Below are 12828 nucleotides of genomic sequence, written 5' to 3'. Positions count from 1 at the left end.
TGACTTGAGGTTACACACTCCCGTGAATGTTGATTTGCACTGCCACAGCACGGCCTCCGACGGCGCCCTGGCGCCCGCGGTACTGGTTGCGCGTGCGTTTGAAAAAGGCGTGCGAGTCCTGGCGTTGACCGACCACGACACCCTCGAGGGCCTCGATGAAGCCCGAGTCGCGGCCCATGCCCTGGGCATGCAACTGGTCAACGGCGTGGAATTGTCCTGCACCTGGGGCGGCGCCACCATTCATGTGCTCGGCTACGGTTTCGATCAAACCGCCGCGCCGCTGGTGGCCGCCATTGCCGCTTTGCACGACGGCCGCTGGCTGCGCTCCGAAGAAATCAGCCGCAAACTCAGCCTCAAAGGCATGCCCAATGCCCTCGACGGCGCCCGTGCGATCCAGCAGGAGCTGGGCGACAGCGGCAACGCGCCGGCCCGGCCGCACTTTGCCGACTGGATGGTGCGCGAAGGTTTTGTCAAAGACCGCGCCGAAGCCTTCCGCAAATGGCTGGGCGCCGGCAAGTTGGGCGACGTGAAGCAACACTGGCCGACCCTGGAAGACACCGTCGAGACCCTGCGGGCCTCTGGGGCCTGGGTCAGCCTGGCGCACCCTTGGCATTACGATTTCACCCGCAGCAAGCGCCGCAAGCTGATCAGCGACTATATTGGAGCGGGTGGCCACGCGATCGAAGTGGTCAACGGGCACCAGCCCGCCGAACAGGTCGGCAGCCTGGCGATTCTTGCCCGCGAATTTGGTCTGCTGGTCAGCGCCGGCAGTGACTTTCATGGCCCAGGTGGGTGGTCCGAAATCGGCGAGTATCGCCAGGTACCTGAAGACCTGCCGCTCTTGTCGGGGCGATTCAAGCATGACCCCATTACTGCCACCGTCTGAACAGGTAGAACACGTGAGTCAATTCTTCCAGATTCACCCGGAGAACCCCCAGGCGCGCCTGATCAAACAGGCCGTGGAGATCATTCGCGCCGGTGGCGTGGTGATCTACCCAACGGATTCGTCCTACGCCATTGGCTGCCAGATCGGCGATAAAGGTGCGGTGGAGCGTGTCAGACGCTTGCGCCAACTGGACGACAAGCACAACTTTGCATTGATCTGCAGCGACCTGTCCCAACTGGGCCTGTTCGCCAAGGTCGACACCGGCACCTTCCGCCTGCTCAAGGCCCACACGCCGGGGCCCTACACGTTCATCCTCAATGCCACCCGCGAAGTGCCGCGCCTGCTGCTGCATCCCAAGAAGCGCACCATCGGCCTGCGGGTGCCGGAGCATCCCATTGCCCTGGCGCTGCTCGAAGAACTGGGTGAGCCGTTGATGAGCGTGTCGCTGATCATGCCCGGTGAAACCGAGCCGCTGGAAGACCCGTACGAAATGCGCCAACTCCTGGAGAAACAGGTGGACCTGATCATCGACGGCGGTTTTGGCGGTAACAAGGCCTCCACCGTGATCAACCTGGCCGACGGCGAGCCCGAAGTGATCCGCGTGGGTTGCGGCGACCCGGCTCCGTTCATGGTTGAGGCCTGAATGTCCGCCGTGGAAACCGTCGACAGTCAGGCCGGCGCCCAGCAGGAACTGCCATTTGCCATGGTCTACGGCCAGGCCGTGCTGGAAATGCCGCTGGATTTGTACATCCCACCGGACGCATTGGAGGTCTTCCTTGAAGCCTTCGAAGGCCCGCTGGACTTGCTGCTGTACCTGATCCGCAAGCAGAACATCAACATCCTCGACATCCCGGTGGCGGAAATCACCCGCCAGTACATGGGCTACGTGGAACTGATGCAGTCGGTGCGCCTGGAACTGGCCGCCGAGTACCTGGTGATGGCCGCCATGCTTGCCGAGATCAAGTCGCGCATGCTGCTGCCGCGCTCGGAGACGGTGGAAGCCGAGGAGGACGACCCCCGCGCCGAACTGATCCGCCGCTTGCAAGAGTACGAACGCTTCAAGGCTGCTGCCGAAGGTATCGACGGTTTGAGCCGCGTTGGCCGTGACGTCGTGGTGCCCAAGCTCGACGCCCCCGAAGCCCGGGCCCGCAAGCTGTTGCCGGATGTGAGCCTGGAAGAGCTGCTGATGTCTATGGCCGAGGTGCTGCGCCGCGGCGACATGTTTGAAAGCCACCAGGTCAGCCGCGAGGCGCTGTCCACCCGCGAGCGCATGAGCGATGTACTGGAACGCCTCAAGGGCGGTGGCTTTGTGCCGTTTGTCGAGCTGTTCACCAAAGAAGAAGGGCGCCTGGGGGTGGTGGTGACCTTTATGGCGATCCTTGAACTGGTCAAGGAGTCCTTGGTCGAGCTGGTCCAGAATGAGCCTTTTGCGGCTATCCACGTGCGGGCGCGAGCCGAATAAAGAGCTGAATCGATGAATCTGACTGAACCCCGCGAACTGGCGCCGCTACTGGAAGCCTTTCTCCTGGCCTCGGGTAAACCCCAATCCCTGGAACGCCTGTTCGAACTGTTTGAGGAAGCCGAGCGCCCTGAGCCGCCGGTATTCAAGAAGGCGCTGGAGATTCTGCGTAAATCCTGCGACGGCCGTGCCTTTGAGCTGCGGGAAGTGGCGTCGGGTTATCGCCTGCAGATCCGTGAGAAGTTTTCCCCGTGGGTGGGCCGTCTGTGGGAAGAGCGCCCGCAACGTTATTCACGGGCGATGTTGGAGACCATGGCGCTGATCGCCTATCGCCAGCCGATCACCCGGGGCGAGATCGAGGATGTGCGGGGCGTGGCGGTCAACAGCCATATCGTCAAGACGCTGCTGGAACGCGAGTGGATCCGTATCGTCGGCTACCGTGACGTGCCCGGCAAGCCGGCGATGTTTGCCACCACCAAGGTGTTTCTCGACCACTTCAACCTGAAAAACCTCGACGATTTGCCGCCGCTGGCTGAATTGCGCGAGATGGAAGCCGAGCCGGTGCTCGACTTCGACGATGCGCCGGTGCCGGCAGGTTTGCAGGAACTCGCCGATGCCAGTGCCGAGCCGGAGGAGCCGAAGGACGAAACCAGCTTCCACACGTTGTTGCTGGAATTGGATGACATGGAGCAGGGCATCAAGACCGACTTTGATGATTTGTTGCGTGATGGTGTTGCCGAGCCTCAGGTTGCGGAAAGCATCGAGCCTGAGCCTGAGCTCGAACCCGAAGAAGACATCCTCGGCGTTGCAGAAGCCCGCGAAAAACTCCTGGCCGCCGTTGCAGCGTTAGAGCAGCCGCCCCTGAGCGACGAAGAAGACGAAGCCCGCGCCTTGGCCGAAGCCATTGAGGCCGAGCGCCGCCAATTCGAAGACTGACGCGTTCCTGCAAACACTGCTGAACCCCTGTGGGAGCGGGCTTGCTCGCGAAAGCGGAGGGTCAGTCACCGGAGATGGAGACTGATCCACCGTATTCGCGAGCAAGCCCGCTCCCACATTTTGACCTGCTGTGGTCCACCGGTCGGCGTAAAGCAGGTGACTTGGCCTTTATCGACTACTCTCTGATGCGCAACGCGCGCCATACGCGTATGATTCGCGACCCTTCGCCGACCTCTTCGGCCAAGACCCCGCTTTCAACACTCTTCAGGCCACGCCTGAATCGACCCACCGGGAGGTGCTTAAGATGAACGACAAAGACCAGAACGACAGCCAGGAAATCGGCCCAGCAGGCGAAAAACTGCAAAAGGTGCTGGCGCGTATCGGCGTGGGCTCGCGCCGCGACGTCGAGGCCTGGATCACCCAGAAACGCATCAAGGTCAACGGCGTCGAGGCCACCCTCGGCCAGCGCGTCGATCTGCACGATGCAATCACCATTGATGGCAAGGTCATCAAGCGTGAAGAGGCTGCCGAATCGGTGCGCCGCGTGATCATGTACAACAAGCCCGACGGCGAGATCTGCACCCGTGACGACCCGGAAGGCCGTCCGACCGTGTTCGACAAGATGCCTAAGCCTAAAGAAGGCCGCTGGATCAACATCGGTCGCCTGGACATCAACACCACCGGCTTGCTGATGTTCACCACCGACGGTGAGCTGGCCAACCGCCTGATGCACCCGTCCTACGAGATGGACCGCGAATACGCCGTGCGTGTACGGGGCGAAGTCGATGACGAGATGATCGAGCGCTTGAAAGCAGGCGTCGTCCTCGAAGACGGCCCGGCCAAGTTCACCGACATCAAGCAGGCGCCAGGCGGCGAAGGCTTCAACCACTGGTACCACTGCGTGGTGATGGAAGGCCGTAACCGTGAAGTGCGTCGCCTGTGGGAATCCCAGGGCCTGGTGGTCAGCCGCCTGAAACGCGTGCGTTTCGGCCCGGTGTTCCTCAACTCCGACCTGCCGATGGGCCGCTGGCGCGAAATGAGCCAGTACGAAGTCGACATCCTCAGTGCTGAAGTGGGCCTGACGCCGGTCGCCATGCCGCAGATGAACGCCAAGAGCAAAGACAAGCTTGAGCGTATGCAGCGTAAATCGTCGCGCCCTGTGGCGCGTACCGAACGCGTTGCCCGCACCTTGCGCCCGGCGCTGAATGCACCGGCAACTGGCGGTCGTATCTCCCGTGAGCCGCAGATTGAAGGTGAGCGTCGCCCAACCGCGCCGTCCCGTCAGGAAGGCGAACGTGCACCGCGCGCGCCGCGTCCGGCACCGGCCGGTGGTCGCAGCAACCGTGGTGAAGCCGATCGCCCTGCTGACAACGCCAGCACCAAGCGTCCAGCCAAGCCAGCGGCAAACAAGCGCCCAGGTCCTAAACTGGTCGCGGATGAGCCGTCGGGCAAACGCCGTGGCGCACCGGCCGGCTCTGGCCAGCGTCCTGGTTTTGGTCGCAAGAAGCCGCAGTGATTTGTTAAGCGCTGCCTAAAAACGCCAATCTTCGGGTTGGCGTTTTTTTTTGTCTGAATTTGAAATGCAATCAAGCCCGCTCCCACACAAGCCCGCTCCCACAGTTGATCTTCAGTGCCTGTAACGTCTGTGCTCCGGTCTGTAACGAATAGTTTACGATATGGCGGCGTGTTTATTGAGTGGTATAGCGCTGTAAGGAATATCTGACAGTTTTGATCCGCGACAACAAGGCTCGGCCTTAAGCTTTCCAGCGTGTACAATCCGCCGCGTTTTACTGTGACCCCCCTTGCGTACCCACGCAAAAGGCCAAGACCCAGGGTTTACCCACCCTGATCACTCCGCCCGGCCATGAGCCTGGCGGGTTCGATTTCGTCACAGATAAAAACAAACAGGTGACGCATGACCGTTAGAAACACGCTGTACTCCTGGTGCCTGCGCTGGGGTTTGAGCGGCGCTGCTTGAGTCTTGATTCAAGTCAGCCACGTGCATTCAACATCATCAAACCTTGCGTGAGACCCTTTTCATGAGTGGACCCCATTCCCCTTCAGGCGAGCTGAAACGCGGCCTGAAAAATCGTCATATCCAGTTGATCGCCCTCGGTGGCGCCATCGGTACTGGCCTGTTCCTGGGCTCGGCCGGGGTGCTCAAGTCCGCCGGCCCGTCGATGATCCTGGGTTATGCCATCTGCGGCTTTATCGCCTTCATGATCATGCGCCAACTCGGCGAAATGATCGTCGAAGAGCCCGTCGCCGGCTCCTTCAGCCACTTTGCCCACAAGTACTGGGGCGGTTTCGCCGGCTTCCTGTCGGGTTGGAACTGCTGGATCCTGTACATTCTCGTGGGCATGTCGGAGCTGACGGCCGTCGGCAAATACGTGCACTACTGGTGGCCGGAGATCCCCACATGGGTCTCGGCGGCCGCGTTCTTCGTGCTGATCAACCTGATCAACCTGGCCAACGTCAAAGTGTTCGGCGAGGCTGAGTTCTGGTTTGCCATCATCAAGGTGGTGGCTATTGTCGGCATGATCGCCCTGGGCAGCTACTTGCTGGTCAGTGGCAGCGGCGGCCCGCAAGCCTCGGTGAGCAACCTGTGGGAACACGGCGGCTTCTTCCCCCACGGTGTGGGCGGTTTGGTGATGGCCATGGCGATTATCATGTTCTCCTTCGGCGGCCTGGAAATGCTCGGTTTCACAGCGGCCGAGGCCGACCAGCCACGCACCGTGATACCCAAGGCGATCAACCAGGTGATTTACCGCATCCTGATCTTCTACATCGGCGCGCTCGTCGTGCTGCTGTCGCTGACGCCATGGGACAGCCTGCTGACCACCCTCAACGCCTCCGGCGATGCCTACAGCGGCAGCCCGTTCGTGCAGGTGTTCTCCATGCTGGGCAGCAACACCGCCGCGCACATCCTCAACTTCGTGGTGCTGACGGCCGCGCTGTCGGTGTACAACAGCGGCACTTACTGCAACAGCCGCATGTTGCTGGGCATGGCCGAGCAGGGCGACGCGCCTAAAGCGCTGGCCAAGATCGACAAGCGCGGGGTGCCGGTGCGCTCGATCCTCGCCTCCGCAGCCGTCACGCTGATTGCGGTAGTGATGAACTACCTGATCCCACAACACGCCCTGGAACTGTTGATGTCCCTGGTAGTGGCCACCCTGGTAATCAACTGGGCGATGATCAGCTTCTCCCACTTCAAGTTCCGCCAGCACATGAACCGCACCGGCCAAGTGCCGCTGTTCAAGGCGCTGTGGTACCCGTACGGCAACTATGTGTGCCTGGCGTTTGTGGTGTTTATTTTGGTGATCATGCTGATGATCCCGGGCATCCAGGTGTCGGTGTACGCGATCCCGGTGTGGGTGGCGTTTATGGCGGTGTGTTATTGGGTCAAGAATAAGCGCAGGGCAAAAGCCAGCGTGAACACCTCGGGGACAGTTCTGGAGTAGGACGCTTCCCGTAAACAGAAACCCGGCGCGTTGCCGGGTTTTTTGTGGGCGCTATCGGGTTAGACTCGCGCCTCGTTTTTATTTGTGCCACGCGCGGAGGCCCCCATGCACCACACCGACATCGACGGCGGCACCCTGCAACGCGATGAGCTGGAAGGCCTGATCGCCCAGCACAACGGTCCCTTACGCTTGATCGGCGTTGACCTGAGCGGCGCCGATCTGTCACGTATGGCACTGGACCACTGGATCTTCGAGCGCTGCATCCTCATGCAGACGTCCTTTCTTGGCTCACGCCTGGAAGGCACGCAGTGGAAAAGTTGCCGTGCCAGCCACGCGATTTTCGAAGCGGCCAACCTGCTGGAAGCGCAATTCCACAGCTGCGACCTGAACAACACCCGCTGGCAACGCAGCAAGCTGTCCCAGGCGAGTTTTGAACACTGCAAGCTCACCGGTGCCAACTTCACCCATTGCGCGTCCCTGGGCCTGAGCTTTAGTGAAACCCGCTTGAACAGCGCGTTTCTGTCCGGTTTGTCGTTTGCCCGCACGGTGCTCAATAACCTGGATTTTTCCGACAGCGACCTGTCAGACGCAGACTTTCGCAAGGCTGAGCTGATTGATTGCAGCCTGGCTCACGCCCGCATCAACGGCGCCAATTTCGCCGGTGCCGACCTTCGGGGCGCGGATTTGAGCGGGTTTCGCCTCAATGATGCCAAACTGTTCAAAGGCGCCGTGATTTCCAAAGCCCAGGCGTCGATGTTGTTGTCCGAGTTGGGCTTGTCCGTTGCGTAAGGTTTTTGATTGATGCTGGTGATTTCCAACAATGTGCACTTGCCCGATGCCGAGATCGAGCTGACCGCCATTCGCGCCCAGGGCGCCGGTGGGCAGAACGTCAACAAGGTGTCGAGTGCGGTGCACCTGCGCTTTGATATTCCGGCCTCGTCGCTGCCGGAGTTTTATAAGGAACGGCTGTTGGCGCTGCGGGACAGCCGTATCACCAGTGAAGGTGTGCTGGTGCTCAAGGCCCAGCAATACCGGACCCAGGAACAGAACCGTGCGGATGCGTTGGAGCGCCTGGTGGAGTTGATCCAGAGCGCCACCAAAGTGGAGAAGAAGCGCCGCCCGACCAAGCCGACACTGGGTTCGAAAAAGCGCCGGCTTGAATCCAAGACCAAGCGCGGCAACATCAAGGCCGGGCGCGGCAAGGTCGACTTTTAGTCGCCGCGTGCCTCACGAGCCTTGGGTGCTTGGCGGTAGAGATAGACACTCAGCAGCAAACCACCGAGAGCGGCGAGGGCGGCGAACAGGAAGATCGACGCAAAGCCGAACCCTGACGCCACGGCTCCGGCCAGCGGGCCGGTGATGCCCAGCGACAAGTCGATAAACAGCGAATACGCCCCCACCGCTGCGCCTCGGCTAGAGGCGGGCACCAGGTTGACCGCTTCCACACCCAGCGCCGGAAATACCAGGGAAAAGCCAAAACCGCTCAGTGCTGCGCCGGCCAGTGCCAGGTTCGCGTCCGGCGCCAGCCACAACAGCAGCAGGCCGAGGATTTCTACCGACAGGCAGGCAATGGCTACCCGGAAACCGCCGATACGGTTGATCAAGTTGCCAAACAGTAGTCGCGCACCGATAAAACTGGCGCCGAACAGGCTTAAGGCCCACACCGCGTTATCCCAGTGCTGGGTGGTGTAATACAGCGTGATAAAGGTGGCGATGGTGCCAAAGCCGATCGAGCCCAGCGCCAACGCGCAACCGTGGGGCAGGACGCGGCCCAGCACATTCATGAACGGCAGGCGAACGCCAGCCACAATCGGTGCGGCGACCTTGTTCCAGGCCAAAAGCAGCCCAACGATCGCCAACAGGATGATGCTGACCCCCATGCTCCACAGCCCGAAGTTTCTGACCAGCAGCACCCCCAACGGCGCGCCGACGGCCAGGGCGCCGTAGCTGGCGATGCCGTTCCAGGAAATCACTTTGGCGGTATTTTCCGCGCCCACCCGGCCAATGCCCCAGCCGATAGCACCCGAGCCCACCAGGCTTTCGGCGCTGCCCAGCACAAGGCGGCCGACCAGCAGACTGGCCAGGCTCAACACCGGCAGGCTGGAAAACCACGCCGCCAGCAACATGAACACACCGCTCAAGCCGCAGCCGGCCAGGCCGATCAACACGGCACGCTTGCTGCCCAGGTTGTCGATGATTTTGCCAGCATAGGGGCGGCTCAGCAGGGTGGCCAGGTATTGCACGCTGATCACCAGGCCCGCGACGACCGCGCCATAACCCAGCTCACTGTGGACATAGCCCGGCAACACGGCCAGGGGAATGCCGATATTCAGGTAGCCGATAAAGGTGAACAACACGATGGAAACAACTTGCAGCGTGACCGCTAGGGGGCGCTGGGTATCTGGCATGGGAAAGGTCCACTGTCGCAGCAGGTAAAGATAGGCTGCTAATGATACCGGCGCTTTGGCCGGGCAGGGCGGCTAATGCTTAAAAAGGGTAGCTCAAAAACACATCAAGACTGCGCAGGGGCCACCAATTGGGTGGTAACCAAGGCGGCCAGGGCGTTTTCCTGGGTGCCGAAGCGCTTGAGCAGCAGGGCTTGTTTGTCGGCGCTCAGGCGGTTCCATACATCGACCATCTGCAAGGCAGCGTCGAGTACGGCGGAGTCTGGGGTGTCAGTCATGGCGGGATCTCGATTCATTCAGGCAGTGTGGAAAGCGCTCAATGTTGCGCTTTCCACACGGTCTGGTACGGCGTCAGTCCTGGCTTTCGCTGTCGACTGGTTTTGCTTCTTTGGCCTCAGGCTGCTTGTCGCTGGCCTGCTGCGGTGTTGGCTGCTCAGTAGGGTGCAGGCTTGGGAAGGGGAGATTAGGTATCTCGTGCATCGTCGTCGCTCCTCGCAAGGTCTGTTTTTTCAATCGCAGGTGATTCCGCGCTCTCAAAAAGCCTTGGCAGGATACAGCACTGCAAATGACAAAAAGAATTTTATGTCGGCGGATGTAGGAACTTTCATCGTTAAAACGGTCGTTTGGCTAGAACGGCACCTTGCCCAGGATCATGTCGCGGTACATCACAAAATCCCCCAAGAGGCTGTAGAACGGGTGCTTGAAGGTCGCTGGGCGGTTCTTTTCGAAGAAGAAGTGGCCGACCCAGGCAAAGCTGTAACCGGCTATCGGCACGGCCAGCAGCAAGCCCAGCGAACCCCGACCAATGGCATAGGCCAGGATGCCGATTACCAGGGTGGTGCCGATAAAGTGCAGGCGCCGGCAGGTGCTGTCGGCGTGCTCTCTCAGGTAATACGGGTAGAACTCGGCAAAGCTGTTGAATTGTTTGACGTTTTCCACGGTGGCCGGCCCTTTGATTGTTGTGCCGCCCAACAGATGTTCGGCGGGGAGCTTATTTGAGTCTAGAGTGATCAGTGGTAACAGCCAGTGACAATAGATGCCACTTTAGTATCCTTGGCTTTCCTGGCTGCCGTTTTAAGCCTGCTTTATTAAGAAGACGCCATGAGCGAACGAACAACTTCTGCAAGCTGGGCGATGGGGATAGTCAAGGCGTTGGAAATGGACGGCCTGGATTGCCGGGCCCTGTTCAAGCAATTGGGCCTGGACTACGCCGCGCTGGATGACCCTGATGCACGCTTCCCGCAAGACTCCATGACGCGGCTATGGCAGCGGGCGGTGGAGCTGTCGGGCAACCCGGCGATTGGCCTGAACATGGGCAAGGTGGTGCGCCCGGCGTCGTTTCATGTAGCCGGTTATGCGTTGATGTCCAGCAATACGCTGGCCGAGGGCTTTATGCGCCTGGTGCGCTACCAGCGGATCATCGCCGAAAGCGCTGACCTGAGTTTCCGCCTGTTACCCGAAGGTTATGCGCTGATCCTGACGGTGCATGGCGACCATCTGCCGCCCACCCGGCAAAGCGCCGAAGCTTCGCTGGCCAGTGCGTTGGCGCTGTGCGGCTGGCTGACCGGGCGCACCCTGCAACCGCGCAAAGTGCTGTTGCAAGGCGAGCAACCGACTGACCTTGCACCCTACAAACAAGCGTTCCACGCGCCGTTGGAGTTCAACGCGCCCTATGACGCGTTGATCTTTGAGCGGGCTGACATGGACGCACCGCTGCCCACTGCCAACGAGGCCATGGCCCTGCTGCATGATCGCTTTGCCGGCGAATACCTGGCGCGTTTCTCGGAAAGCCGCGTGACCCACAAGGCGCGGCAGGTGTTGTGCCGCTTGCTGCCCCAGGGCGAGCCCAAGCGTGAGGTGGTGGCCCAGACCCTGCACCTGTCCCAGCGCACCCTGCAGCGGCGCTTGCAGGAGGAGGGCACCAGTTTCCAGACGCTGCTCGACGACACCCGCCGCGAATTGGCCGAGCAATACCTGGCGCAGCCCAGCATGACCTTGCTGGAGATTGCCTACCTGTTGGGCTTTGCCGACCCCAGTAACTTCTTTCGTGCGTTTCGCCGCTGGTTTGATGCCACGCCCGGCGAATACCGGGCGCGGTTGCTGGAAGCGCCGACGGTCAGTGCCGCCAAAACGCCGGAATACACAGCACAAACACCGTAATGATCTCCAGTCGGCCCAGCAGCATGCCGAACGACAGGATCCACTTGGCCGCATCCGGCAGGCTGGCGAAGTTGCCGGCCGGGCCGATGGTCTCCCCCAGCCCTGGGCCGACGCCGGACACCGTGCTGGCGGCGCCGGTAAGCGCAGTCATCCAGTCCAGGCCCAATAGCGACAGGGCCAGGGCGATGGCGCAGATGGTGATGGCAAAGAAAAACGAGAAGGTCAGGATCGACCGCACAATTTCTTCATCGAGACGGTGGCCGTTGTACTTCTGCTTGATCACTGCGCGCGGGTGAATCAGTTGATTCAAGTTAGCCTTGAGCAGGATATAGGCGACCTGGAAACGGAAGATCTTGATCCCGCCCGCCGTCGAGCCTGAGCAACCGCCGACAAAACCCAGGTAGAAGAACAGCATCAGTGAGAAGTTGCCCCAGATGCTGTAGTCCCCGAGCGCAAAACCGGTGGTGGTGACCACTGACGTGACGTTCACCGCTACATGGCGTAGGGCGTCGAGCCACGGCAAATTGGTGGTCCACCAATACCAGGTGCCCAGTACCAGCCAAGTCACCAGCAGCAAGCCGAGCAGGCCTTGTACCTGCTGATCCTTGATCAATGCCTTGCGATTGCCGCGCAACGTGGCGACATACAGGGCGAACGGCAAGCTGCCAAGGATCATCACCACCACAGCCACCCAGTGCACGGCAGGTTGTTTCCAGTGCGCCAGGGATTCATCGGAGGTGGAGAACCCACCCGTGGAAATCGCCGACATTGCATGGTTGATCGCATCGAACAGACCCATACCCGCCCACCAGAAGGCCAGGCTGCCGAAGATGGTGATGCCCACGTACGCCGCCACGATCAGCCGCGCCACCATGTGTGAGCGGGGCATGACCTTTTCGGAGCGGTCCGAGGATTCGGTCTGGAACAGGCGCATGCCACCAATGCGCAGCAGCGGCAGGATCGCCACCGCCATGCCGATAAAGCCGATACCCCCCAGCCAGTGCAGCAGCGAGCGCCACATCAGGATGCCTGGCGACATGCTGTCCAGCCCGCTCAACACGGTGGAGCCGGTGGCGGTGATGCCTGACATGCTTTCAAAAAACGAGTCGGTGTAGCTGATGTGCTGGGTCAGCAAAAACGGCAGGGCGGCGAAGATGCACACCACCACCCAGCTGGTCACGGTGAGCAGGTACATGTCCCGGGGGCGCAAGTGCACATGCTCGGGGCGACCGGGGATCACCAGGGCCAGGCCGGCGATAAACGTGATCAGGCTGGCCCACAGGAACGAGGGCAAATCGCCGGTGCGTTCGAAGATCACCAGGGTGGCCATTGGCACGACCATGGCGATCGCAAGGGTGATCAGGAAGATGCCGATGATGAAACCGATGATGCGTAGGGTCGGCAACGCCATGAAGTTCGCTCGAGATAGGGCAGAGGCGCCATTCTACCTGGGGTGCAGGGCATGTAAACCGAAGCTAGAAATCGCCGCAGGTCAAATGTGGGAGCGGGCTTGCTCGCGAA

Annotated in this window: 13 protein-coding genes; 9 read left to right on the top strand and 4 right to left on the bottom strand. The window is 60.9% G+C overall.

Features of this window, described 5'->3' with window-relative positions:
* Window positions 1-22: 22 nt before the first annotated feature.
* The 8 genes from ACLD1Y_RS11485 (at window position 23) to arfB (ending at window position 7957) form a co-directional block, all read left to right on the top strand.
* The gene (locus ACLD1Y_RS11485) at window positions 23-886 is read left to right on the top strand and encodes a PHP domain-containing protein (protein WP_429478115.1); all 864 of its coding nucleotides are present in this window, start codon (window positions 23-25) and stop codon (window positions 884-886) included.
* A 13-nt stretch (window positions 887-899) separates the two neighbouring features.
* Complete coding sequence (locus ACLD1Y_RS11480; RefSeq protein WP_159955800.1) at window positions 900-1529, top strand: L-threonylcarbamoyladenylate synthase; 630 nt, start codon at window positions 900-902, stop codon at window positions 1527-1529.
* A gap of 120 nt (window positions 1530-1649) precedes the next feature.
* Complete coding sequence (locus ACLD1Y_RS11475; RefSeq protein WP_177053511.1) at window positions 1650-2348, top strand: segregation and condensation protein A; 699 nt, start codon at window positions 1650-1652, stop codon at window positions 2346-2348.
* A 12-nt stretch (window positions 2349-2360) separates the two neighbouring features.
* Window positions 2361-3281: an SMC-Scp complex subunit ScpB gene (gene scpB / locus ACLD1Y_RS11470; protein ID WP_429478114.1), complete on the top strand. Its 921-nt coding sequence runs from the start codon at window positions 2361-2363 to the stop codon at window positions 3279-3281.
* 304 nt (window positions 3282-3585) lie between these two features.
* A complete protein-coding gene (rluB, locus tag ACLD1Y_RS11465) occupies window positions 3586-4797 on the top strand; it encodes a 23S rRNA pseudouridine(2605) synthase RluB (protein ID WP_010208149.1) in 1212 nt (403 codons plus the stop codon).
* A gap of 523 nt (window positions 4798-5320) precedes the next feature.
* Window positions 5321-6742: an amino acid permease gene (locus ACLD1Y_RS11460; protein WP_429478113.1), complete on the top strand. Its 1422-nt coding sequence runs from the start codon at window positions 5321-5323 to the stop codon at window positions 6740-6742.
* Window positions 6743-6847: 105 nt separating this feature from the next.
* Window positions 6848-7531 carry a pentapeptide repeat-containing protein gene (locus tag ACLD1Y_RS11455; protein WP_429478112.1) on the top strand — a complete coding sequence of 228 codons (684 nt, stop codon included), beginning with the start codon at window positions 6848-6850 and terminating at the stop codon, window positions 7529-7531.
* 12 nt (window positions 7532-7543) lie between these two features.
* Window positions 7544-7957: an alternative ribosome rescue aminoacyl-tRNA hydrolase ArfB gene (gene arfB, locus ACLD1Y_RS11450; RefSeq protein WP_159955637.1), complete on the top strand. Its 414-nt coding sequence runs from the start codon at window positions 7544-7546 to the stop codon at window positions 7955-7957.
* Here arfB and ACLD1Y_RS11445 read toward each other — a convergent pair.
* The 3 genes from ACLD1Y_RS11445 to ACLD1Y_RS11435 all read right to left on the bottom strand — a co-directional run bounded on the left by ACLD1Y_RS11445 (window position 7954) and on the right by ACLD1Y_RS11435 (window position 10086).
* Entirely contained in the window at window positions 7954-9150 is a 1197-nt protein-coding gene (locus ACLD1Y_RS11445) for an MFS transporter (RefSeq protein ID WP_429478111.1), read from the bottom strand. The genes arfB and ACLD1Y_RS11445 overlap by 4 nt on opposite strands.
* Window positions 9151-9254: 104 nt before the next feature.
* The gene (locus ACLD1Y_RS11440; protein ID WP_429478110.1) at window positions 9255-9425 is read right to left on the bottom strand and encodes a hypothetical protein; all 171 of its coding nucleotides are present in this window, start codon (window positions 9423-9425) and stop codon (window positions 9255-9257) included.
* Window positions 9426-9774: 349 nt separating this feature from the next.
* Entirely contained in the window at window positions 9775-10086 is a 312-nt protein-coding gene (locus ACLD1Y_RS11435) for an Mpo1-like protein (RefSeq protein ID WP_429478109.1), read from the bottom strand.
* A 162-nt stretch (window positions 10087-10248) separates the two neighbouring features.
* Between ACLD1Y_RS11435 and ACLD1Y_RS11430 the strand changes: the two genes are divergently transcribed.
* Complete coding sequence (locus tag ACLD1Y_RS11430) at window positions 10249-11307, top strand: AraC family transcriptional regulator (protein ID WP_429478108.1); 1059 nt, start codon at window positions 10249-10251, stop codon at window positions 11305-11307.
* On the opposite strand, the gene ACLD1Y_RS11425 is transcribed toward ACLD1Y_RS11430, so the two are convergent.
* A complete protein-coding gene (locus ACLD1Y_RS11425; protein WP_429478107.1) occupies window positions 11264-12718 on the bottom strand; it encodes a TrkH family potassium uptake protein in 1455 nt (484 codons plus the stop codon). The two genes, ACLD1Y_RS11430 and ACLD1Y_RS11425, sit on opposite strands and share 44 nt — an antisense overlap.
* Window positions 12719-12828: the final 110 nt, after the last annotated feature.

The sequence above is a fragment of the Pseudomonas sp. 18175 genome, from assembly GCF_050432925.1.
Classification (GTDB): domain Bacteria; phylum Pseudomonadota; class Gammaproteobacteria; order Pseudomonadales; family Pseudomonadaceae; genus Aquipseudomonas.
The sequence above is the reverse complement of the archived record's forward strand: the minus strand, read 5'-3'. Positions and strand labels throughout refer to the sequence as shown.

Coding starts and splice junctions, on each gene's coding strand:
- scpB (WP_429478114.1), top strand. CDS start 2,361: ATGAATCTGACTGAACCCCGCGAACTGGCGCCGCTACTGGAAGCCTTT.
- rluB (WP_010208149.1), top strand. CDS start 3,586: ATGAACGACAAAGACCAGAACGACAGCCAGGAAATCGGCCCAGCAGGC.
- ACLD1Y_RS11460 (WP_429478113.1), top strand. CDS start 5,321: ATGAGTGGACCCCATTCCCCTTCAGGCGAGCTGAAACGCGGCCTGAAA.
- ACLD1Y_RS11455 (WP_429478112.1), top strand. CDS start 6,848: ATGCACCACACCGACATCGACGGCGGCACCCTGCAACGCGATGAGCTG.
- arfB (WP_159955637.1), top strand. CDS start 7,544: ATGCTGGTGATTTCCAACAATGTGCACTTGCCCGATGCCGAGATCGAG.
- ACLD1Y_RS11445 (WP_429478111.1), bottom strand. CDS start 9,150: ATGCCAGATACCCAGCGCCCCCTAGCGGTCACGCTGCAAGTTGTTTCC.
- ACLD1Y_RS11440 (WP_429478110.1), bottom strand. CDS start 9,425: ATGACTGACACCCCAGACTCCGCCGTACTCGACGCTGCCTTGCAGATG.
- ACLD1Y_RS11430 (WP_429478108.1), top strand. CDS start 10,249: ATGAGCGAACGAACAACTTCTGCAAGCTGGGCGATGGGGATAGTCAAG.
- ACLD1Y_RS11425 (WP_429478107.1), bottom strand. CDS start 12,718: ATGGCGTTGCCGACCCTACGCATCATCGGTTTCATCATCGGCATCTTC.